The sequence below is a fragment of the Escherichia sp. MOD1-EC6098 genome, assembly GCF_002965865.1.
GTDB classification, from domain to species: domain Bacteria; phylum Pseudomonadota; class Gammaproteobacteria; order Enterobacterales; family Enterobacteriaceae; genus Escherichia; species Escherichia marmotae.
This window is the reverse complement of sequence record NZ_PTSN01000029.1, coordinates 21,393-42,713: the sequence shown is the minus strand read 5'-3', so window position 1 is coordinate 42,713 and position 21,321 is coordinate 21,393. Positions and strand designations below refer to the sequence as shown.

23 protein-coding genes are annotated in these 21,321 nt (G+C 51.7%); all 23 read left to right on the top strand.

Annotation, left to right across the window (positions count from 1 at the left end; genetic code table 11):
* Positions 1-97 precede the first annotated feature (97 nt).
* Complete coding sequence (locus C0K55_RS22695) at positions 98-469, top strand: type IV conjugative transfer system pilin TraA (protein ID WP_105266839.1); 372 nt, start codon at positions 98-100, stop codon at positions 467-469.
* A gap of 29 nt (positions 470-498) precedes the next feature.
* Positions 499-798, top strand: coding sequence for a type IV conjugative transfer system protein TraL (traL, locus tag C0K55_RS22690; RefSeq protein WP_001204091.1), 300 nt, complete (start codon positions 499-501; stop codon positions 796-798).
* A 10-nt stretch (positions 799-808) separates the two neighbouring features.
* Entirely contained in the window at positions 809-1,387 is a 579-nt protein-coding gene (gene traE / locus C0K55_RS22685; protein WP_000365870.1) for a type IV conjugative transfer system protein TraE, read from the top strand.
* Positions 1,362-2,141: a type-F conjugative transfer system secretin TraK gene (gene traK, locus C0K55_RS22680; RefSeq protein ID WP_024257355.1), complete on the top strand. Its 780-nt coding sequence runs from the start codon at positions 1,362-1,364 to the stop codon at positions 2,139-2,141. Before traE ends, traK begins: the two co-directional genes overlap by 26 nt.
* Positions 2,134-3,468: an F-type conjugal transfer pilus assembly protein TraB gene (gene traB / locus C0K55_RS22675; RefSeq protein WP_105266840.1), complete on the top strand. Its 1,335-nt coding sequence runs from the start codon at positions 2,134-2,136 to the stop codon at positions 3,466-3,468. Before traK ends, traB begins: the two co-directional genes overlap by 8 nt.
* Before the next feature lie 11 nt (positions 3,469-3,479).
* Positions 3,480-3,992, top strand: a complete 513-nt coding sequence (gene traV, locus C0K55_RS22670) for a type IV conjugative transfer system lipoprotein TraV (RefSeq protein ID WP_105266841.1) — start codon at positions 3,480-3,482, stop codon at positions 3,990-3,992.
* On the top strand, positions 3,989-6,628 hold the full coding sequence (gene traC, locus C0K55_RS22665; protein WP_105266842.1) for a type IV secretion system protein TraC: 2,640 nt from the start codon (positions 3,989-3,991) through the stop codon (positions 6,626-6,628). The genes traV and traC overlap by 4 nt, the downstream gene beginning before the upstream one ends.
* On the top strand, positions 6,607-7,023 hold the full coding sequence (trbI, locus tag C0K55_RS22660; protein ID WP_097736370.1) for a type-F conjugative transfer system protein TrbI: 417 nt from the start codon (positions 6,607-6,609) through the stop codon (positions 7,021-7,023). Before traC ends, trbI begins: the two co-directional genes overlap by 22 nt.
* A 2-nt stretch (positions 7,024-7,025) precedes the next feature.
* On the top strand, positions 7,026-7,250 hold the full coding sequence (locus C0K55_RS22655) for a TraR/DksA C4-type zinc finger protein (protein WP_000752803.1): 225 nt from the start codon (positions 7,026-7,028) through the stop codon (positions 7,248-7,250).
* Positions 7,247-7,864, top strand: a complete 618-nt coding sequence (gene traW, locus C0K55_RS22650) for a type-F conjugative transfer system protein TraW (protein WP_000871842.1) — start codon at positions 7,247-7,249, stop codon at positions 7,862-7,864. The genes C0K55_RS22655 and traW overlap by 4 nt, the downstream gene beginning before the upstream one ends.
* A gap of 23 nt (positions 7,865-7,887) precedes the next feature.
* A complete protein-coding gene (gene traU / locus C0K55_RS22645; protein ID WP_242456721.1) occupies positions 7,888-8,859 on the top strand; it encodes a conjugal transfer pilus assembly protein TraU in 972 nt (323 codons plus the stop codon).
* On the top strand, positions 8,856-9,299 hold the full coding sequence (locus tag C0K55_RS22640) for a hypothetical protein (protein WP_001291976.1): 444 nt from the start codon (positions 8,856-8,858) through the stop codon (positions 9,297-9,299). Before traU ends, C0K55_RS22640 begins: the two co-directional genes overlap by 4 nt.
* A 32-nt stretch (positions 9,300-9,331) precedes the next feature.
* Positions 9,332-9,811 carry a conjugal transfer protein TraP gene (locus C0K55_RS22635; RefSeq protein WP_106426290.1) on the top strand — a complete coding sequence of 160 codons (480 nt, stop codon included), beginning with the start codon at positions 9,332-9,334 and terminating at the stop codon, positions 9,809-9,811.
* Positions 9,812-10,180: 369 nt separating this feature from the next.
* On the top strand, positions 10,181-10,786 hold the full coding sequence (trbC, locus tag C0K55_RS22630; protein ID WP_236942445.1) for a type-F conjugative transfer system pilin assembly protein TrbC: 606 nt from the start codon (positions 10,181-10,183) through the stop codon (positions 10,784-10,786).
* Entirely contained in the window at positions 10,783-12,717 is a 1,935-nt protein-coding gene (gene traN / locus C0K55_RS22625; RefSeq protein ID WP_105266845.1) for a type-F conjugative transfer system mating-pair stabilization protein TraN, read from the top strand. The genes trbC and traN overlap by 4 nt, the downstream gene beginning before the upstream one ends.
* Before the next feature lies 1 nt (position 12,718).
* The gene (gene traF, locus C0K55_RS22620; RefSeq protein WP_097316171.1) at positions 12,719-13,504 is read left to right on the top strand and encodes a type-F conjugative transfer system pilin assembly protein TraF; all 786 of its coding nucleotides are present in this window, start codon (positions 12,719-12,721) and stop codon (positions 13,502-13,504) included.
* Between the two features lie 17 nt (positions 13,505-13,521).
* Entirely contained in the window at positions 13,522-13,794 is a 273-nt protein-coding gene (locus C0K55_RS22615; protein ID WP_097736373.1) for a hypothetical protein, read from the top strand.
* Position 13,795: 1 nt separating this feature from the next.
* Positions 13,796-14,386: a type-F conjugative transfer system pilin assembly thiol-disulfide isomerase TrbB gene (gene trbB / locus C0K55_RS22610; protein ID WP_097736374.1), complete on the top strand. Its 591-nt coding sequence runs from the start codon at positions 13,796-13,798 to the stop codon at positions 14,384-14,386.
* A gap of 52 nt (positions 14,387-14,438) precedes the next feature.
* Positions 14,439-15,845: a conjugal transfer pilus assembly protein TraH gene (traH, locus tag C0K55_RS22605; RefSeq protein ID WP_105266846.1), complete on the top strand. Its 1,407-nt coding sequence runs from the start codon at positions 14,439-14,441 to the stop codon at positions 15,843-15,845.
* Positions 15,845-18,721: a conjugal transfer mating-pair stabilization protein TraG gene (gene traG / locus C0K55_RS22600; protein ID WP_105266847.1), complete on the top strand. Its 2,877-nt coding sequence runs from the start codon at positions 15,845-15,847 to the stop codon at positions 18,719-18,721. Before traH ends, traG begins: the two co-directional genes overlap by 1 nt.
* A 14-nt stretch (positions 18,722-18,735) precedes the next feature.
* Positions 18,736-19,647, top strand: a complete 912-nt coding sequence (locus C0K55_RS22595; RefSeq protein ID WP_001558283.1) for a hypothetical protein — start codon at positions 18,736-18,738, stop codon at positions 19,645-19,647.
* A 71-nt stretch (positions 19,648-19,718) separates the two neighbouring features.
* A complete protein-coding gene (gene traT, locus C0K55_RS22590) occupies positions 19,719-20,456 on the top strand; it encodes a conjugal transfer complement resistance protein TraT (RefSeq protein WP_000926075.1) in 738 nt (245 codons plus the stop codon).
* A 128-nt stretch (positions 20,457-20,584) separates the two neighbouring features.
* Entirely contained in the window at positions 20,585-21,277 is a 693-nt protein-coding gene (locus C0K55_RS22585; RefSeq protein WP_000235175.1) for a hypothetical protein, read from the top strand.
* Positions 21,278-21,321: the final 44 nt, after the last annotated feature.

Sequence of the window (21,321 nt, the reverse complement as noted above, 5' to 3'; positions counted from 1 at the left end):
AAGCAGTCCGGAGTTTCATTCTGAATATCCACTCCCGGGTATTCAGAGGGCAATTCCGCCCATATAACTTTTTATTGTCCTTTAAAGAGGAATTTATATGGCTGAAATGGCTGTTTTAAATAATGTCATGGCAACGTCTGCGAAAAAACGTAAGCCGGGTTTGTTGTCACGTTGTTTGGCTGTTGTTAATAAATCAACTGCCAAAGCCCTGGTGAAATATGTGGCTGCGCCGCTGGCTCTCTGGCTGGCGGCACAGGGAATGGCACAGGCAACGGATCTGGCCTCAGCCGGTAAAGCAGACGTGGAAGCGACCTTTGGTCAGGACTCCACGATGATTTATTACTTCATGATCGCCGAAGTGTTCCTGGTCTTTATGCTCTATCTGCGTAACCACAACCCGGCAACCTTTGTGTTGAGCCCGGTATTCATCGTGGTGACCAAAGTCATTTTCTCCATCGTTGGTGGCTGATTTCGGACATCACACAGAGAGATGAAGGTATGCGTGATGACGTGGAAGAACGTTACATCTTCCCTCAGACGCTGACCGAACAGAAACGCCTCATCGGGATCCCTCTCGATGAGGCTACCGTTGGACTGACTCCTCCGTGTATCGGGATTTACTTCAACCAGAGTCTGGCCGGTTTGATTGTCGGGCTTCTGTTCTGGTTTGCGTTAACCCACTTCAAAAAGGGAAAGGGGACATCCTGGCTTTTTAATATGTGTTACTGGCATCTGCCAGGACTGAACAGTCAGTTTAAGGTGCTGCCGGAGTCATGCCGGCGACTGTGGTTAAAATAAGGAGAGATTTATGGATCTGAGCGCACATCGCTCAGCCCTGAAGTTCACATCCCTGACATTTGTCATCCTGTTGTTTTTTCTTGGTCTGAGTCTGGCCGCGAATGTCCTTGCCTGGTTACGAATTGAAGATCTGGAGCGGGGACAGAAAGAAACCTACATCCCCATGTTCTTTAATCAACCGTTTTCGCTGTCCCGTAATGTGGCTGATGCCAGCTATCTGCAGCAGGTGGCGGAGTCGTTGATGTTTCTGCGACTTAATGTCACGCCGGAATCGGTAAAAGCCCAGCATAAGGCCCTGCTGCGTTATTTCGATACAACAACCCGCCCTCAGATGAAAGAGATTCTGGATGGTGAGGCCAGTCAGATTATTACCAACAATGCCAGCTCTGCGTTTTATATGACCGGGATTGATGTGTATCCGAATGCCGGGGTGGTGGATTTCAGGGGGACGCTGAAGACGTGGATTGGACGGCGCGAGGCATTGCCGGAAGAAAAGGCATACCGGCTGGAACTGGGTTACAGGGACGGGATGACAACTATCCGGTCATTTAAGGAACTGGTGAATGAGAAAGAAAAACCAACGAAATAAATGGCGGACTCTTCCGGGGATGGCCGCATTGCTGTGCGGTCTGGCCGGTAACGTACAGGCCGCACCGATGGCACAGAAACCCGTACAGGTTCCGGTTTCGCCTGATGCACAGGCCCGTATTGCGCTGAGCAACACACAGCCTAACCTGCTGGTTGTTCCCGGCGATCGTATTGTGGGCGTGGACAGTGCGCAGGGAACCTTCACGAATACCGGAGAGTACGGACAGACAGGTATTGCAAATGGTGGGGTGATCCTGATGACGGAGAAAACCGCGCCCTTCACGTTTTATATCCGTACCGAAGGTGGCCTGGTGGTCTCCGTTATCGGGCAGCCTCAGGCCCGGGACGGGCGGGTGGTACATCTGATAAGTGAGCGGCCGGTTCGCCACCAGGCTGCCGCCGCCTGGGAGCGCAGCCATGATTATGTGGCGTTGCTGGTTGATGTGCAAAGGACGCTGATGAAAGGCGATATTCCCCCGGGATATGTCTTTTCTCCGGTCGTGGCCGCGCCGGTGTTCTCACTGCCTGCCGGACTGGTTGCCCGGGCAGACGGCATGTGGAGTGGTGATCTTCTGCGGGTATATCGCTACCGGATAAGCAACAGGCAACAACATGCGGCAGTGTTATCTGAATCTCAGTTCAGTGCGCCGGGTGTGCGCAGTGTGGTGATTTATCCCCGTGCAGAAACCCTGTTACCCGGAGCGACCACCGATGTCTGGGTGATGGTCGGACAGACGGAGGCGCGGGATGGCTAATATCAATCAGTTGGTTCGTCGTAAACAAAACCTCAGAATGGCGCTTATTGGTCTGGGGATCAGTGCAGTGGGTGGGGCCGCCTGGTATCTGTCTTCCGCGCAGCATGCAGGAAAAGCAGCGCAGACACAGCAACAAAAAGCTCCGCCGCCCAATATGACGGGTGTGGTCTCACAGACCTTCGATAAAAAGGTGTCAGATGCGGCGGTTGCAGATATTCAGCATACCGCCAGTGAGGCGGAAAAGAAGCTGAAAGCCTTTGAATCCCGTCTGGCGAAAATGGAGCAGCGGGAGCAGGACTACCGGGCCAAAATTGAAGAGCAGGAGAATGAGCTGGCTATCCTGCGGGCCGAACAGGAGGCAATGAAAGAAAACAGCGCACCGGAATTACCCGCCGGGCAACCTGCACCTTCTTTTGGCCCGGGCGCGGCTGTTCCACCTCCAACCACATTTTACCCGCCGGGCAGTGGTAATGAGAACGTAAATCTGGCACCAGTCACGCAGTATCAGGTGACACCAAAGCCTGAGAAAGGCCTGTCCTCAATGACCGTGGATTATGGTGAAAAATCTGCTGTCAGCAATAAACCACCTCTGCCTTATATCCCGTCAGCCAGCTTTGCGCCGGCGGTTGTTATTGAAGGGGCCGATGCCAATGCCTCCGTCACCGGTAACAGCGATCCGTCCCCGATGCAGTTCCGCCTGACCGGCCTGGTCAGGATGCCCAACGATAAAATGTATGATCTGACAGGCTGTATGGTCACCGCCGGGGCCTATGGTGATATCTCCAGTGAGCGGGCGCTGATCCGTACCGATCGTCTTTCCTGCCATAAAAACGGGCATGTGATTGATATGCCTTTTAAAGGCCATGTTTCTTTTAAAGGGAAGAACGGCATCAAAGGTGAGCCGGTCATGCGTAACGGCAAAATTATTGGCTGGGCATTTGCAGCCGGTGCCGTGGATGGTATTGGCAGCGGTGTGGCCAAAATTGGTCAGGAAACACCGGGTGCGGGGGCTGTGGCCTCGGTTTCCGGCAGTTCAGTGATGAACAGCGCGCTGGGTGGCGGGGCATCGCAGGTCGGTAAAACGCTGAGTGATTATTACATCAAGCGGGCAGAGCAGTATCACCCGGTCATCCCTGTAGGGGCAGGAACGGAAGTGACGGTGGTATTTCAGGAAGGTTTTCAGCTGAAGTACACGGACGAGGACAAGGCATCCACGCCGGCGCGTCAGGCGAAAGCGGTGGTGGATAATGGTATTCAGGTATCACAGCAGATGCTGCAGGAACTTAACCTCGGGGATACGGTGCCTGCCATACAGACGCCCAAATAACGGAGAAAGACATGAAGATTCTGTATCTGACGCCCGTGGCACTGGCTTTATTGCTGAGTGGTTGTGCGGGAATGAAGAGTGAATTTGACTGCAGTGCCACAGCCAGTAACAGCTGTATGACAATGGATGAGGCAAACAATAAAGCCCGCTCAGCCACTGAACGTTCTGAAGTAACAAAACAGTCCTCACTTCCCCGCCTTGCCGTTTCAGGTTCACAACCCTTAACCAGAACCGTCCCGTTTGCCGTAAAGACACCTGCAGGAGCACCGGATTCAGTGGCTTCACCGGTATCATCCCGGACATCAGGAAACACCGCGACGGGGAGCCGCATTGTTACTGACGGTGACAGCACACGCCAGAAATCCCGGCGCGCGGCGCAGGAACCCGTCCGGTTACAGGCGACAACGGCCCGGATGTGGATTGCCGCCTGGACTGATGAACAGGATGTATGGCATCAGCCGTCACTGGTGGCCTTTGAGGTCACGCCGTCGCGCTGGTTACATCAGCAGGGGGGTAAAGAGTGAGCAGGGAAAGACAACCTGAACAGCAGGAGGTAAAAGGCTGGCAGGTATTACTGTCGCAGTTGCTGGGTGGCTGGAAAACGCCGGATGGCAGTCAGCAGGCGCAGCAAATCCTGGATGAAATGGATTATCCGTCTTTCGCCAGTCTTCTGCCGTACCGCCGGTATGATCCGGACAGTGAGCTGTTCATTAATGCCAGAACGGCAGGGTTTATCCTCGAGTGTGCGCCGTTATCCGGTGCCAATGAGGCCATCAGTAAATCACTGGATTATTTTTTACGGGATAAAATCCCCCGCAAAGTTCCGCTGACATTCATGCTGGTTGGTTCTCCCTGTGTGCGTCCGATGCTGGAGCGTGGGCTGGCTGATTTTCGCTGGCAGGGAAAGCGGGGGGATGAATTCAATGCCATCACCCGTGCCTATTATGAACGGGCCGCCCTGACAAAATTTGCCAATAAAAAAGGCTATCCGCTGACGCTGCGCCATTACCGTCTGTTTGTCTCGTATGCGGAAGAGGTCAGCAGCCTGACGGAACAGAAGAAAACTGAGCTGAACCAGGTGGCCAACCGTGTTGTGGCTGGTCTGGCTTCTGCCGGCCTGTGGTCGACGCGGGTGGATAAACACGGGCTGGTTTCTCTGGTGCGTGAACTGGCCAATTTCCGGCATGGCAATACTGAACCCCCGGGCGGGGATGTGGCGGAGTTTGAGCCGCTGAATACAGAATGTATTGACCGTTCCCTGCGGCTGATGCTGCATCCGGATCGCATTGAACAGAGCCTGCAGTCACAACGTGGTGGTGAACGTGAGCGCACACGCATTCTTAATTTCATGCTGGAAAAAAATCCGGAGAAACCGTATGCCCTGTGGCAGATGGGGGACAATATCAGCAACGTCACGGACCCGCTGTGCACCATTTCCTGCCCGTTTGTAATGACGCTGGCGCTGGAAGTGGAGGAGCAGGCCGGTACCCAGCGGGAGGCCAACCGCAAATTTATCCAGCTGGACAAAAAGGCCAGTTCCCCCTTTGCAAAGTTTGTGCCGTCGGTGAAAAAGCAGGCTGCAGAGTGGGGCGGGCTGCGTGAATCCCTCAGCACCAACCAGGATTCACTGGCGCGTTTTTACTTTAACGTCACGCTGTTCTGTGAGGACAGGGATGAAGTGGCGCTGGAAACGGAGATGGCGGTGCTGAACACCTTCCGCCGTAACGGGCTGTCGATGTATATGCCGGAGTTTATGCAGCTGCGTAATTACCTCTCCGTCTTTCCGTTCATGATGCCGGAAGGGCTGTGGAGCGATATCTGTCGTTCGAATGCTATTCAGCGGGCACGGGCCAGCAATGTGGCCAATATTCTGCCGGTGGTGGCGGATAACCAGGTCTGCCTGCAGGGGCTGCCCATACCGTCTTACCGCAACCAACTTTCTTTTTTGAACCTGTTCGACCGCAATGCGGGGCTGGATACGGATAACAACAACCTCTCCGTCACCGGTACCTCCGGGGGCGGTAAGTCATTCCTGATGCAGGGCATCATTCGGCAGGTGCTGGACAGCGGTGGCCGGGCCTGGGTGTTTGATATGGGGGACTCCTACAAGGGACTCTGCCGTAATGTGGGCGGGGTATACCTGAACGCGCTCGACCTGCGCTTCAACCCCTTTGCCAACATTAAGGACATTAGAGCATCCGCCGAGAGTGTCCGCAACCTGCTGGTCGTGCTGGCCAACCCGTCCGGTAACTGCGACGACACCTTTATGTCGCTGTTACTGAAAGCGGTTAAGGAAGTCTGGGACCAGAAGGAGAACACAGCCCAGATTGACGATATCGTGCACTACATGCGGAAAGCGCTGGAGCAGCCGGAATACCGCGATACCACCACCGTGCGTTCGCGTATGGATGAGATTATCGTCGGTCTGGAAAAGTACTGCTCCTGGGGGCTTTATGGCGAGTACTTCAACAGTGAAAAGCCGTCACTGGATGACAATGTGCGTTTCTCCGTACTGGAGATGGGGGAGCTGAAGGACAAGCCTGACCTGCTGGCTGCCGTGATGTTCTCGATGATGATTTACGTCGAGCAGCGGATGTATCTCTCTGACCGTCAGCAACACAAGGTCTGTCTGATTGATGAGGCCTGGAAGCTGCTGTCGAAGGACAACAAGCGGGCGGAAGACTTTATTGAGAACGGCTACCGCACGGCGCGTAAATACAACGGGGCCTATATCACCATCACCCAGGGGATTGAAGACTTCGACGGGCAGAAAGCCAGTGGCGCGGCGAAAGCGGCCTGGGCGAACTCCTCCTTCAAAATCATCCTGCGTCAGAACCGCGATGCGTTCCGTAAATACTGCCTGGATAACCCGGAACAGTTTAACCGGTTTGAACGGGAGGTCATCGAGGGCTTTCCGGCAGCCCGTGAGGCGCATTTCAGTGCCTTTATGCTGCGTTACGGGGGGCAGACATCATTCCACCGCCTGCTGCTCGACCCTATCAGTCGCGTCATGTTCTCATCCGACGGTGAGGATTTTGACTACCGTGAAGCCGGACTCCGTGCCGGTAAAGATATCCACGACATCATCGGAGAACTGGCCTGGCGTAAGTTCCCGCAGGAAATGGAGACACTGACGGAATGGATAAAACACAATCACTGATCCCCTCTGCCGGTACACCGGAAAAATCCCCCACTAAATGCTCCCGTCGCCGTCGTTATCTGAAGTCTGTCGCCGGTGTGGTGGCAGGCATGATGGTGCTGAATGCGGCGGTCTCCCTGTTACTGACAGAGTGGCGCCAGCCAAAAACGGTCAGTTTTGATATGGCCGGAACCGTGAACAGTTTTATGTCACAGGCTGCGGCGCAGGCACTGGATGAAGCCCGGATAAAGGCGCTGACTGCACGTTTTAACCGCGCACTCTCTGACAGTCTGACGGCATATCAGCGCGATCACCGGGCCGTCATTATTGTGGCGCCGGCCGTTGTGGGTGGAGCAGAAGATATTACGGCAGAGATTCAGCAGTCAGTGGCTGCACGTATGGCGGAAGGGAAGTGAGTATGGCAGATGAAATCGAACGTTTTCAGTCTCATCAGGCGATGCTGGAAGCCGATCGCATACAACGTATCCGTCAGCAGTTAACGGGCATCAGTGCCCTGTTCTGCGATGAGTGTGGTGCGCCGGTCCCGGCAGAACGTCGCCGGCTGATACCGGGTGTGCGGAAATGCGTGGGGTGCCAGGAGGTACAGGAGATTCAGGCCCGCCATTACAGGAGGTGGCAGTGAAGTGGATGTGGTGCGGGCTGCTGATCAGCCTGCCGCTGGCGGCGAAGGATCTGGGTGTGCAGGGTGATCTCTGGCCGGTGCAGGAGCAGAGCATGCTTTCCCTGATCCATCAACGGCTGGAGAGCATGGAGGCCAGCGGGCAACTGGCAGAGATGCAGACGCAGTTTAAGGAACGGGTGGTGCAGAACACGCTGCGTCCGAAGCCGGTGGAGGGGCTGCAGACAGACACCCGGTCGCACACACACCGTGTTGATCCGACAGTGAGCGTGACAGCCGATATGGCAGATCAGAACGGGCGCATTTTTGCCCGTAAAGGACAGCGTATTAACCCGCTGGATACCGTGTCATTAGCCGGTCCGTTGTATTTTCTGGATGCGGATGATGAACGACAGGTGGCATGGTTTAAGCAGCAGCCGGCAGAACTGAACCGTAAGGTGATACTGGTCGGGGGAAATATCCGTGATGCCACAAAGGCGCTGAACACGCGAATTTATTTTGATCAGGATGGCACCCTGAGCCGTCGCTTCGGGCTGACCTGGATACCGGCAGTGGTGCGTCAGGACGGGAGTTCACTGGTTGTCACATCGGCAGCTATGCCGGAGGGAAAATCGTGATAAGAAAGACGCTGACAGCCGTTCTGATTGCGCTGGGGCTGTATTCCGGAAATGTGCTGACAGAAGACAAGGATAAAATGTGTGACGGGAATTTTGTTAACCCGATCAGCGATATCTGCTGGGAGTGCATTTTCCCGATGAGCATCGGAGATGTTTCGGTCTTTGACGGTGATGCACCGGATACAGATAACCCGTCCATGCCCCTGCAGATTTGTCCTCTGGTGCCGGTGGGTTACCGCATCGGCATGGCGATTGGGTACTGGGAGCCTTTTGCGCTGACGGACGTGACCCGTTCGCCGTACTGCATGGTTAATCTGGGCGGCTTCAATATTCCGGTCGGAAAAGTCGGTGCTGGTAATGCAGGGCAGGAAGACCGACCCGTGGCAGGTGGTTTTTATCATGTGCACTGGTACAAATACCCGCTGACATACTGGCTGAATATCATCATGTCGATTGCCTGTCTGCAGCGTGGTGATCTGGATATTGGGTATCTGTCTGAACTTGATCCGACCTGGGATGATGATGCGCTGTCGTTAATTCTCTCACCGGAAGCTCTGGTGGTTGCTAACCCGATTGCACAGGGGGCCTGTGCCGCAGATGCGATTAAAACGGTGAAGGGGAAACCCATCAATGCGTTGTTCTGGTGTGCCGGTTCACACGGCAGTCTGTACCCGTTTACCGGAAATATTTCTGATGAATTCAGCCCACAACAGTCGTCGGTGCTGTTATCGGAGCGTATGGCGTTCAAACTGCACCGTCAGGGGATGATCCTGAACAGCATCGGTGAGGACCAGAAGGTCTGCAAGGAATATTACTCGCCGATTATGCCGAAAGACCGTTTTCGCTATCAGATGGTGAACATGCATCCGGATACGAAAGCCTGTCACCCGTTCGGGCGAACGGTGATGGCCTGGGAGGCCGGTCATGCGTCCCCCAATACCAAAAAGAACTACGGCTACCTTATCTGGCGCAAGCGCAATTGTGTGTTCCTGTGAGTGAAAAATATGACAGTAAAAACGATACTGAAAAATTGATATCTGAGGATGATTTTATGATCGCAGAATATGATAAAGAGCGATTCAGTAACAGAATCAGAGGTGAAGTTCATATTAGTGCGGATATCCGTGTCAGTAATTTCATTACAGAAGGCGCAGTTTATGTCACGGTAACTGAATCATCCCTGTACGAGCGAATCTGTCAGTATGCTTTTCAATATGGTGAAGATTTACAGGGGATGTTCAGGAATGAAAAATATGAATATATGTCCTGCTTTGTACGGAATGTGGCAGCATTCAGAACTGAATTTGAAAACGAAGAAATACTAAAGCCTCTTTTTAGTCATGATAAAGGTGAAACCGTTGAGTTTGTTATCAGTTTCCCCGAGATATGCTATCAGGAAGACAGAAATTATCGACATTCATATAAAAAAGGCTGAATTTAATTACCGTAATCAGAAAGGAAGTGTCAATGGAAAATATTCCGTTTTTTCGCAGGACATGCTCTGCTGCCAGGTATGTTGTTGCCTGTGTTCTGCGTGGGCTGTCCTGGTGTCTGATGTACACTATTATTCTGCCGCTGGGCACGATGGCTTTGATGGCTCTGCTGGTTTTATGGAAGGACAATACCACGCCGGGAAAATTACTGGCTCAGGAGATCGAATATGTAAGAGACAGAACACCAGCCGGACTATATCCGGTCCGATACTGTACGGATAATCTTGGTTCTGATTTGGCAATGCCTCCGTCTGTAACGTGTGGTTTTCGCCGGGGAGATGCGGCAGAGTATGCTAGGGAGACTGACCGTTCACTGATGCAACGAGGTTCTGCATTATGGGCAATACTGGCACTGGTATATGCTTCACTGGCGCTGTTCATAAGCGAAACAGTAATGTTGTTTCCTTTGGGAGTGGTAACGATATTCGTAATATTATTATATTTTTGTTCCTGATAGTGTTCTCAGTGATATTGTTTAAGAATAGTAAAATAACAAATATATCAGGGGGGGTATATTTTGTTTGCTTATATCTGAAGGTTGCATTTGTGTGCATTTTTGTGTCTGTGTTTTTTAAATATTTAAGTTCTGATGAATTCATGTCGAAGAGGTGTGTAAGCATAAATGAAGACGGGAATAATAAGAAACCAGATAAGTGATAATATCAAGTACGGCACCTGAGTGCTGGTCTGTCATGATTATCTGTTGTTCCGGTATATCTGCGCGCAGATAAAGCCGATGCTGCCAATAATGAAAATTCTTTCTGAATACCACATCCCCTCTGCATTGACTGTTTTTCCGTAAATTTTAATCAGGAGTATTACTGTGTGGAAGATTGTCTCTGTCTGCAGCATAGCGATGACCTGCATGCTGTCACCCGACATTGTCTGTGCTTCGCAGGACAGTGCAGCTTTTATTGAATCCCTGCGTGACCAGAGCGATATGTTGCGCCGGCAGGCCACTGTACCGGAATTTCTGCAGCAGCCGGCGCCCGGAAAACATAACGATGCGTGGATACAGCGTCTGACCCGAAAATCACAGCAGGCATCCGCCCGCAGTAAAAAAACACCGCGTGCGCTGTATTTTTTATCGTTTTCCATACCGGAAGATGGTCTGATTCGCATGCTGCCGGAGGCCAGGACGCTGGGTATCCCCGCACTGGTTAACGGACTCATCGACAATGACTTCCGGAAAACAGCAGAGGCCGTATTCCGTATTACCCGGGAGAAAAATACCGGCGGTGTTCAGATAGACCCGATGCAGTTTGCAAAATACGGCATCACATCCGTGCCGGCACTGGTAGTGACCTGTGGTGAACGGTATGACCTGATTCGCGGCAATATCCGCCTGAAAGCGGCGCTGGAGCGGGTGGCGAAGGAAGGAGAGTGTGCCCCGGTGGCTGAGGCGATTCTCAGGGAGAGTGAACGATGAAACGCGTTATCGTGATGATGCTGGCAGCACTGACCACCTTCGGAACGGGATTGCAGGCCAGTGATAAATACGGTTCAGGGAAACAGTTTGCGGACAGCCTGAAGGGAAATGGCTCAGGTGTCCTGAATAACTTTAAGCCGGGAGAGGTGATTCCCGGCTATACCGAAAATCCGCCGGAATCGGCGCATTACGGTGGCGTGACATCATCCAGTTCTGCCAGCCTTGAGAGCGCAGGTGCCAGCGCCCTGAATAATTCGGAAGTGGGGAAACTGACGTCAGAAGTCATCATGAATCGCCCCAAAGACCCCATTTCTATGGATGCGCCATTTATCAGTGGCGGTTTTGATGTCCAGGATAAAGCCGATATCGTCACGAACGGCACGTATGATAACTGTGAAACCGTGAATGTCAGTAAAACGGAAATCACGTCGCATGTCTGTGAGCGGACACCGGCGGCCGAGCTGACCTGCACCCGTAAGGCCAGCATAAAGGACAATGTTGTCCGGAAAACAGTACGCAGAACTTACCAGAAGGTTGTCACGCTTGATTACAGCACTACAAACTGGAAATGGAACGGTGCACTGAGTATCCCGGAAAAGGGACGACTGCTGCACGTTGCCGTTGATGGTGAGCGTCTGATTATTCCCTGGAACAGCAACTGTAACCGGGAAAGCATTTCAGAGAAGTGTAAGGCTTCTGTCAGAGAGACCATCAGTCTTATGGGGCGGGACTTTCCTGTCGACGTTGTGGTGTATCCCCGCAGGGATACTATTTGTACGGGAGGGCAGAATTCACACTGCACATATCCTGTGCGGGATGGATGGGGCCGGATTCATCAGACGTTTGATACGGATATGCAGGTTTCAGCCGGGCAGTCATTCCCGGTGATGAAGACATCAAAGACCTTTGAATTTTTAAAAAACATGGCCTCTGTGCAGGTGACAATAACACTGACTCTGGATGTTGAGGTTACCGAACATAAGCCTTCTGTGGAGTGGGTGGAAACCTGCCCGTTTAATAAGGCTGAAGAAGTCCTGCAGGGAAGTCAGTGCACGGAAGCCGGAGGGAACAGGACGATTAATATCGACGGGAAAACCTATACCGTTTACAGCGACTGCTGGGCCTGGAAAGACACGTATCTGAAACAGGAAGCGGATAACGGCAGTTGTGATGTGTATATGAAGAATCCGGCCTGTACGGCATCGCGCGTGAACTGCCAGGAAAAGAGTGGCAGCGCCTGTCTTCAGGAAGAAGTGACCTTCTCCTGCGAGAAAAAGGTGACCGGGGAAGCGCAGTTATGCAGTGGTCAGCTGGTTTGTGCAAATGGTGAATGTGACGCTATTGAGAACGGAACATCTGACGGTTTTGGTAAGGCGGTATCGGCGCTGGCAGCGGTCACGGCTGCGGCACAGGATGTGGCTGCCATGAATGATGTGAATGTCCGGGCGTTCACCGGCAAACCAGTGGAGTGCCGGATGGCCATCGCCGGATTTAACAACTGCTGTAAGGACTCCGGCTGGGGACAGGGCATTGGTCTGGCACACTGTGACAGTGAAGAAAAGGCGCTGGGGAAAGCCAAAGAAAAACTGCTCACCGTTTATGTCGGCACATACTGCTCGAAGAAGGCGCTGGGTGTGTGCCTGCAGAAGAAGAAAGCCTACTGTCAGTTTGATTCGAAGCTGGCACAGATTGTTCAGGCTCAGGGGCGCAAAGGGCAGCTGGGTATCGGTTTTGGCAGCGGAAAGCATCCTGACTGCCGGGGCATCACGGTGGAAGAGCTGCAGTCGCTGCGGTTTGACCGGATGGATTTCAGCAACTTCTACAGTGACCTGAATGCCGGCACCACCATTCCGTCAGACAGTGAACTGGCTGAACGTGTGAAAGAGCAGGTTGCTTCGGCGCTGCAGCAGTCCGCAGGAAAGGGACAGTAAGATGAGACCGGTTGTTTTACTGCTTATTACCTCGCTGGGGCTGCTGATATCCGGTCATGGGCGAGCGCAACGTGAACCGGTCCGTACCTATGTGGACGAACCGATAGTGGGCTGGCACTGGTACAACGAACCTCAGAAACAGGATGAGGAGGAAACGCCGCCACCGGCCACAGTTCCCCTGACCTCTCTCCCCCCGACAACGCAGATGAAAGTCCTTCAGCGAATGACGGAGGAGCGGCTGAATACCGCCATTCTCTACCCGACGGTGGAGAATTTTACGGCCTACATGAAGATGCAGAACTTCTGGACCAGTCAGGCCAGTCGCTTCAGTGCCGTGGCCACCAAATCCCTGCTGATGCATCCGGAGCTGGATTACAACCTGCAGTACAGCCACTACAACAGCACGGTTCCGCTGCAACTGCAGGCTGACCAGAACCGTCAGGTGGCAGCCATTCGTCAGCTGGCCAGTCAGTACGGGCTGTTCTTCTTTTACCGGGGGAATGATGCACTGGATGGTGAGCTTGCAAAGGTGGTGCAGCGTTTCTCTGACGAATACAACGTTGCGCTGATTCCGGTCAGTATGGACGGTGCCCGGAGCGAGGCACTGCCGCAGACGCGTCCTGACAGTGGTCAGGCTCAGCGGCTGGGCGTGACGCATCTCCCGGCACTTTTCCTGGTTGAACCGGGGGCAGAGCGTTACCAGCCGCTGGCTTATGGCTTTATGACGCAGGATGACCTGATGAAACGATTTTTAAGTGTGGCGACAGATTTTGCGCCACGGTCGTGAACGAAACGGAGAGATGTATGACACGCGAACGTTTTACTGAAAATCTGCTGATGTACCCGGGAATGGCGCTGATGGTTGCTTCCGTTATCTGGTTTTATCTGGCCGGTCTTCTGTCCCTGCCTGCAGAGGCTGTCAGTGATGAACTGGCATATGCCCTGTACCAGATGACGCTGGTTCGTGATGCACTGGCAATATTTGTTATCGGGGCGACGCTGGGATTATCCGGTCTGGGACTGGCTGCTTTTCATGCCTGGAAGAAATGGCACACAGCACCGGCAGAGGAACAGTGATATGTGGAAGCAGGCCCTGACGGGTTTATTGCTGGTTGCCGCCTGTGTGCAGGCGTCGTCCACGCTGGAAGAACTGCGCCAGCTTGAAGCGCACAAGACAACGCCGGGTAAGGCCAGCCAGATACAGACTGCCGCCACTTCTTCATCACCTGTGGCTCCCGCAGTCCCTGAACGCCGGGATTACCGTCTGCCGGACGGCCGGGTGGTCAATCTGAAGAACTACAAACTGGTGTTGTTCATGCAGTCACGCTGTGGTTACTGCCAGCAGTTTGACCCGTTACTGAAGCGCGTGACCGCACAGATGGGGCTGGATGTTTTCCCGTACACCCTGGACGGCATGGGAGATGCGTCTTTCCCGGATGCCATTCCGGCAACAGAAGCTGTGATTCGTGATATGTGGAGCAATATGCGACCGGTGACCCCGGCAGCGTTCCTGGTGGAAGTGAATACCCTGAAAACACTGCCATTGCTGTATGGCATTGTGGACGAGCAGACGCTCAGGCAGCGTATTGATGAAGGGCTGGGATTTGCGAATGCTGCTGTTACAGGAACAGGCAGCAGTATGAAAGCATCACCTGAATTTCCACGCTAAGTTCTGATTCTCCCTTTTTTCTTCTGATTACTCCGACGGAATTCTGGTCACCATGAACCAAAAAATTTCATCTCTGCTCCGGCAGACAACACTGTCATGCCTTGTGGCTGCAGTTCTGGTTATTCCTGCGCAGGCTGACGTCAATAACGACCTGAACAAATTCTTCAACAAGCTGGGCTTCGAGGGCAATGCCACCCGCGCAGCTGTCTGGCAGGGGCAGGCGGCAGGCTATGCCACCGGCGGTAATCTGTTCTTACGCAATCAGGTGAATAATCTGCAGATAGCCTCCTTCACTCCACCGCATATTTCCGCCGGTTGTGGTGGTATTGATGCCTATCTGGGGTCCTTTTCCTTTATCAACAGCGAACAGATTGAGCGTTTTGTGAAGCAGTTGATGGGGAACGCTGTGGGGTACTTTTTTGACCTGGCGCTGCAGACTGCCGTACCGGGGATGAAACAGGTTAAGGATTTTATGCAGAAGCTGGCCAGCGACCTCAACAACATGAATGTCTCCTCCTGTCAGGCCGCGCAGGGCATCATCGGCGGCCTGTGGCCGAAGAACTCCGTACAGTCACAGAAAATCTGTCAGGACATTGCCGGTGAAACCAACATGTTCTCAGACTGGGCGGCGTCACGACAGGGTTGCACTGTAGGTGGTCAGATGGACAAGGTGCTGGATAAAGCGCCGGAGAACATGAAAGACCAGGTGATGAAAGACCGCAATCTGATGTGGGATATCCTGCAGAAGAACGACATGATGAACGGCAACACCGAGCTGATGGAGCTGGTCATGAATGTGACCGGAACGCTGATTTTTGATGATAAAGGTGAAATTAAGTTTATTGGCCCGCAGGCTAATCATCAGGGACTCATTCGTGCACTGATGTACGGAGGACAGGCCACTATTTTTGGTTGCACGGATACTAAAAAATGCACCAAAACAAATAACCGCACAGTGACGGTCAGCCAGAACAACAGCCTGAATCAGCGTGTGCAGAACATGATAAAGAATATCTCTGACAAACTGGTCAGTGATGACCCGCTGACCAGTCAGGAAAAAGGCTTTATTGAAAGCACCAGCGTGCCCATTCTGCGTTACCTGGTGGACCCGCAGATGCTGAACATCTCCACCTTCTACCCGTCACTCTCTGATTACATTGCCTATGACATCCTGCTGCAGTACCTGAACGAACTGCTGAGTCAGGCCCGGGTGCAGGCCGGCAGTAAAAACTTCCCGGAAGAGCAGATGAAGATGTTACGGGAGAACTTCTCTGAAGCCTCCCGCCAGCTGGAAGGGCTGCAGGCCCAGGTGGATGTGAAGGCGAACACGCTGATGGAGCTGGAGCAGCGTATGGGCTATCTGCGCCAGCAGGTATCCACGCAACTGATGAGTCGTTATGAGCAGAACCTGAACTATACATCTGTATCCTCTGCACAGCTGACGACAGGAGGTAACTGATGAGCATGGTGGATACCGTTTATGTCATGAGTGGCGGTGAGTTCTTCCAGGCGGCATTTAATGGCGTGGCCACGCTTATCGGCACATCCACATGGGACTCCCTGTTTCATATAGTGGGATTCTTCTCCGCGATGGCACTCTTTTTTGTTTATATCCGGGGTCATGACCCGAAGGAAGTGCTGAAGTTTATTGCGGTGTTCATTCTGATAACCAGTGTGCTGGTTATTCCGAAACGTACCGTGCATATCATCGATATGACGAATCCCACCCTGGTGCTGCGGGTGGACAATGTGCCGACCGGGCTGTCGGTGCCGTTCCGGTTTATCACCAGTATTGGTGGCTCCCTGACGAAAATTTATGACTCCGTGTTCCATACCCCGGACTCTGTGGCCTACAGCAAAACCGGTATGTTGTTTGGTGCCACCCTGATGGCCAACACCACGGATGTGGTGGCACAGAACGGCGACCTGGCCATGCTGCTGAGCGAGTATGTGCAGCAGTGTGTAATCGGCGACATTATGCTGACACACAAGTACAGCATGGCTGAACTGATGCAGTCATCCGACCCTTATGAAATCATCTTCCGCAAACCCAGCCCGCTGCGTGGCGTGATTGTGCCACGTGGCAACAGCCTGGCGCAGGCAGGATTCCAGACCTGTGAGGCGCTGGCCAACAATGTGCTGAAGCGTGAACTGAAAGTGGATACGACAAAGGGCGGAAAGACCTGGGATTATTATGTTAACCGCTTCATTGGCCCCCGTGCCAGCGCCGATACGCTGTTCGGTCTGATGATGGCGGACAGCTATGGTTTCTACTATCAGGGCGGACGGGATGCCAGTGAAATTCTGCGCCAGAATGTGGTGATGAACGCCATAAAACAGGGTATCACCACCCATACGGCAGCCAGCGGCAACGTCGCCAGCCTGGTGAATATGGCGGACCAGTCATCGAACAGCAAAATGCGCCTCAGCTGGGCGGCGTCAGGTGGTCTGGCAGCCACATTTGTGCCGGTGATGCATACTGTCCTGATGGCCATGCTGGTCGGAATGTTCCCGATAATCATTCTGCTGGCCACCATTCATGGTCTGACACTGCCGGTACTGAAAGGCTATGTGTTCTCCCTTGTTTATCTGCAGAGCTGGCCACCACTGTATGCCATTCTGAACTACGCGATGGCGTTTTACCTGAAAGGCGAAACGAAGGGGATGAATTTCTCCCTGTCGAATCTGAACACCATCCAGCAGACTCACAGTGATATCGGGCTGATGACTGCCTGGCTGTCAAATTCGATTCCGTTTATTGCTGCCGGTCTGGTGTTTGGTCTGTGGCGTGTGGTTTCACAGGCGGGGAACTATCTGGGCTCATCCATTAACAGCACAGCCTCGTCTGCTGCCTCTCAGGCTGCAGACGGTACGTGGGCGTTTAACAACATGCAGATGGAGAATGTCTCCGGCTTTAAATGGGACACCAACCAGTCCGTGCGTGACGGTCAGATGCTGACCCAGCATGCCAGCGGTGCGACAACAACAAAAACAGCAGGCGGTGGCATTCTGCATGATGGTAAATCGGCGATTTCCAGTCTGGCGACGGATATTCAGTTTGGTCGCATGCTCAGCAGCAGCTATCAGGCGCAACAGCGCGAGGCGGAAAGCCAGGTGCAGAGTCTCAGTAACAGCATCAGTCATGGCAGCCAGCTGGTCGGCAGTCAGCTGACGCAGTGGGCGCAGCAGCGGGGCAACAGCGATACAGTGGTAAGCGGTGCTGACAGCAGCCGGGCCACCACACTGACGCAGGCCATCAACAAACTGAACAGCGTGGCTGATTCACTGGCAAAACGTGCCGGTATCAGTACGTCTGAAGCGGTTACGGAGGTACTGAATAAATCGCAGGATATGAAATTTAATGTTGGCGGGCATGCTGAAATTGGGGTAGATACTAAAAAACCAATACTCGGAAAGCTTGTTGAGTTTACAACTGGAGTTAGCGGAGGGGGGAAACTGTATACCGATTTGGGGTATACAGGTACGAATGGCTCGGCGCATGGCATTAGCTCGGATATCAGTTCAAGATCTGGGCATGATCGCAGCCTGACCGCGCAGGAAACCAAAGATGTGCGTGATGCCATGGATGTCATTAATAACCATCGCACGACGGATAACAGCAGCCATACCGACAATGCCTCTTCGTCCCTGTCTGAGCAACTGGCCAGCAACCTGAGCGATTTGCAGAGCCAGATTAAGCAGTATAATGATGCACTTAACCGCAGCCATGAATATGCTCAGATGGCCAGTTATGCGGAAAACAACAGTGCAAGTATTAACAGCAACTACAGCCAGGAGTTTGTTAACTATGTGCATCAGTCTGCACCGGGACGTGCCACGACCGTGCTGACCGATGCCGGAAATCCGTCACTGCGGGCAGAGCGGGAACAACTGGCGCAGGCATTTGTGGATGAGAAACTGAAACCCCAGCTGGAGCAGGAATTCAGGGAAAACCGGTTGCGGGCTTCAGAAGGTATGGGCAGCGTCGGGCCGACCGTGGATATGCAGAGTGACCTGAAGCGAGCGTATGCAGAGAATTTTGCTGATATGCAGCAACGGGCTTCCGGCGCATCGGTTCAGGGTGCAGAGCAGATCCAGAAACAGGTGCGTGATACCCGTCAGACTGTGGAAGCGCAGGTGCTGAAAAATGAGCAGGAAATGGCATCATCTCAGCAGGAACTGAAGACACAACGGAACACGCTTGCGGGGCAGCATAAGGAGAGTGAAGGAGCATATAACGAAGCATTAAAGCAGGAGCATTCAGAGCAGTCGTTTGGGTGGAATTCAGATAAGGACGAAGAAAATATGCGGCATCTGAAGGATATTGTGAAGTGAAAGGGTAATTAGTTATGGAATATAACTCTATTGCATATTGGTCAGAAAAATTAAACACTTTTAACTGGAGTACTGATAGGCCTCGAAATTGGCGCTGTTGTAAGCCTGGTGTAAAGATTTCTGCTGTATGTTTTATTATATCATTAATTATGGCTGTATATGTGTCGGTCACTGATAATGGCGAGTTTTGGATTAGCATGTTCTGCTTAGGAGGCTTTTGTTTATTTCTTGGTATCATTACGATTTTTATATTATGGCAGACGCATTTGGTGCTTGGGATACTTGAAGATATTTTACCGATGTCAAAACTTATTTCTGAGGCTAAGGCTATAAAAAAGAGTATGGTTGTATATGGACTTTGCCTTGGTTTGAGTGTAATCGCTATTGGTGTTACGGTTAGTTCTTCATTTTTATTTTTTTCTGGTTGTGTGTTTTCAATAACAGGGTTGATATTTTCTGTTTTTTTTGCATTTAAGATAGATGGTATCCTTCCTAAGGAATTTCTATATATTTTGAGAATAAAATACTTGCAAAATATGGGGCGATTGCAACCAGAAGTAATGAAGCAATTATCTATTGAGGAAGTTTCTTCGCAAATAAATGCTGTGAGTAACAATTCATTAGTAGAAAAACGTAAAAGTTTTTTTTCTGGTGGAGTTAACCCAGCAACAGGAATTCCTATGATTAATGATGCATTCGATGCTGCAGGCAACCCTTTCGGATGCGATTTTTTGCAGTCAAATCGTATTTCTACATTTTTTGACAACTCTATAGATAATATATCAACAGGATTCAATTCAGCATCCGGTTTACCAATGGTGAATGAGTCTTTTGATATTAACGGAGATGTTTTGGGGACAACATCCCATTTTTATAATGATCACCATCACAATCACAATAGCCATAGCTGGGATGACCGTTGGTGAAAATGCAGGTACGATTCATGCGATAACCCAGAGGTGTTATCAGCAATTGTTTTTCGTTTAAGGATAAATCTATGTTATTAAATCGTAAAAATAACTTTATCGCTGCGGTTGTTCTGGGGGCGTTTCTCCTTTCTGGCTGTGGTGCGATGAGCACTGCAATTAAAAAGCGTAATCTGGAAGTCAAAACCCAGATGAGTGAAACCATCTGGCTTGAACCTTCCACGGATCGCACCGTTTATCTGCAAATCAAAAATACTTCCGATAAGGACATGAGTGGCCTTCAGGGGAAAATTAACAGCCAGGTGCAGGCGAAAGGCTATCGTATCGTGAATAATCCTGCCGACGCGCATTACTGGATTCAGGCGAACGTACTGAAAGCCGATAAAATGGATTTGCGGGAAGCACAGGGCTTTCTGAGTCGGGGGTACGAGGGGGCTGTTCAGGCTGCGGCGTTAGGGGCAGGCATTACAGCCTATAACTCCAATTCTGCCGGTGCCACGCTGGGGGTAGGACTGGCTGCCGGCCTTGTGGGAATGGCGGCTGATGCGATGGTGGAAGATATCAACTACACCATGGTAACTGATGTGCAGATCGCAGAGCGCACTTCCGCGCAGGTGACGACTGACAATGTGGCTGCGCTGAAGCAGGGAACGTCGGGTTATAAAGTGCAGACCAGCAGTGAAACAGGTAACCAGCATAAATATCAGACGCGTATTGTGTCCAGTGCCAACAAAGTTAACCTGAAATTTGAAGAAGCCAAACCGGTTCTTGAAGATCAGTTAGCAAAATCTATTGCTAATATTCTGTAATTTTTCTGATTCCCGCTGAATCCGCCAGCGGGAATGCCTTTACTGACATTTCACAAAATCTTATTCAACAGCGAAAAAAATAATTTCTCTTTTCGCAGTGTCTGACCTGTTCACATAATGGAGTTTCTATGGCTACTCCTGTAGAAGATAAACTTGTTGCGCCGCCAGAATATATTCATGAAACACCAATACCAACCACGCACATACAATATATCAATAAACCCGCATATAACCTTGTCGATTTTATTAATGATAATATTGGTATAATGACCGTTTTATGTTTTTTTATTCTGGTAATGATAATTGCCTGGTTCTTTTTTCGGAGAAATAAAGAAAATCACGCTGTTGAGTGTTATGACTATTCTGCGTGTCTTTCAACGCGAAAAGAGTACCATCTCCTTACTCTCGTTGTTGTGGCTCCGGATACGTTACCATTGTTACAGCTTTGTCAGCAGATCGGGGATATCATTCGTCAGCATGGGCAACAGCTGGTCTGGATGCCGGGAATAAGCCGTATTGACGGGATTCAGGAGGATAATGTGACCTGGGCATTGCATTCTGCCTGCCTGGATGAAAAATCCGGCGAAATACTTTCAGGAAGAATCAACCCGGAAGGCGGATATTTTTTTCGACCAAAAGAATCTGGCGGCCCGGAAACACATCAGCGCCTGTGTCTGCAAATTCAGTATAAAAGCGGAAAAGATATTCAGTTTGTCATTGGATTAATTGAAAGAGCATTGCACATGATGAACTGCGGCTATCGTGCCGGAGGGCATATTTTCCGGGGAGAGGGATATACGTGGAATATGAATGGAGACTGATAATAAATGGAGTATGTTGTTTTTCTGGCAGTAATACTGCTTAT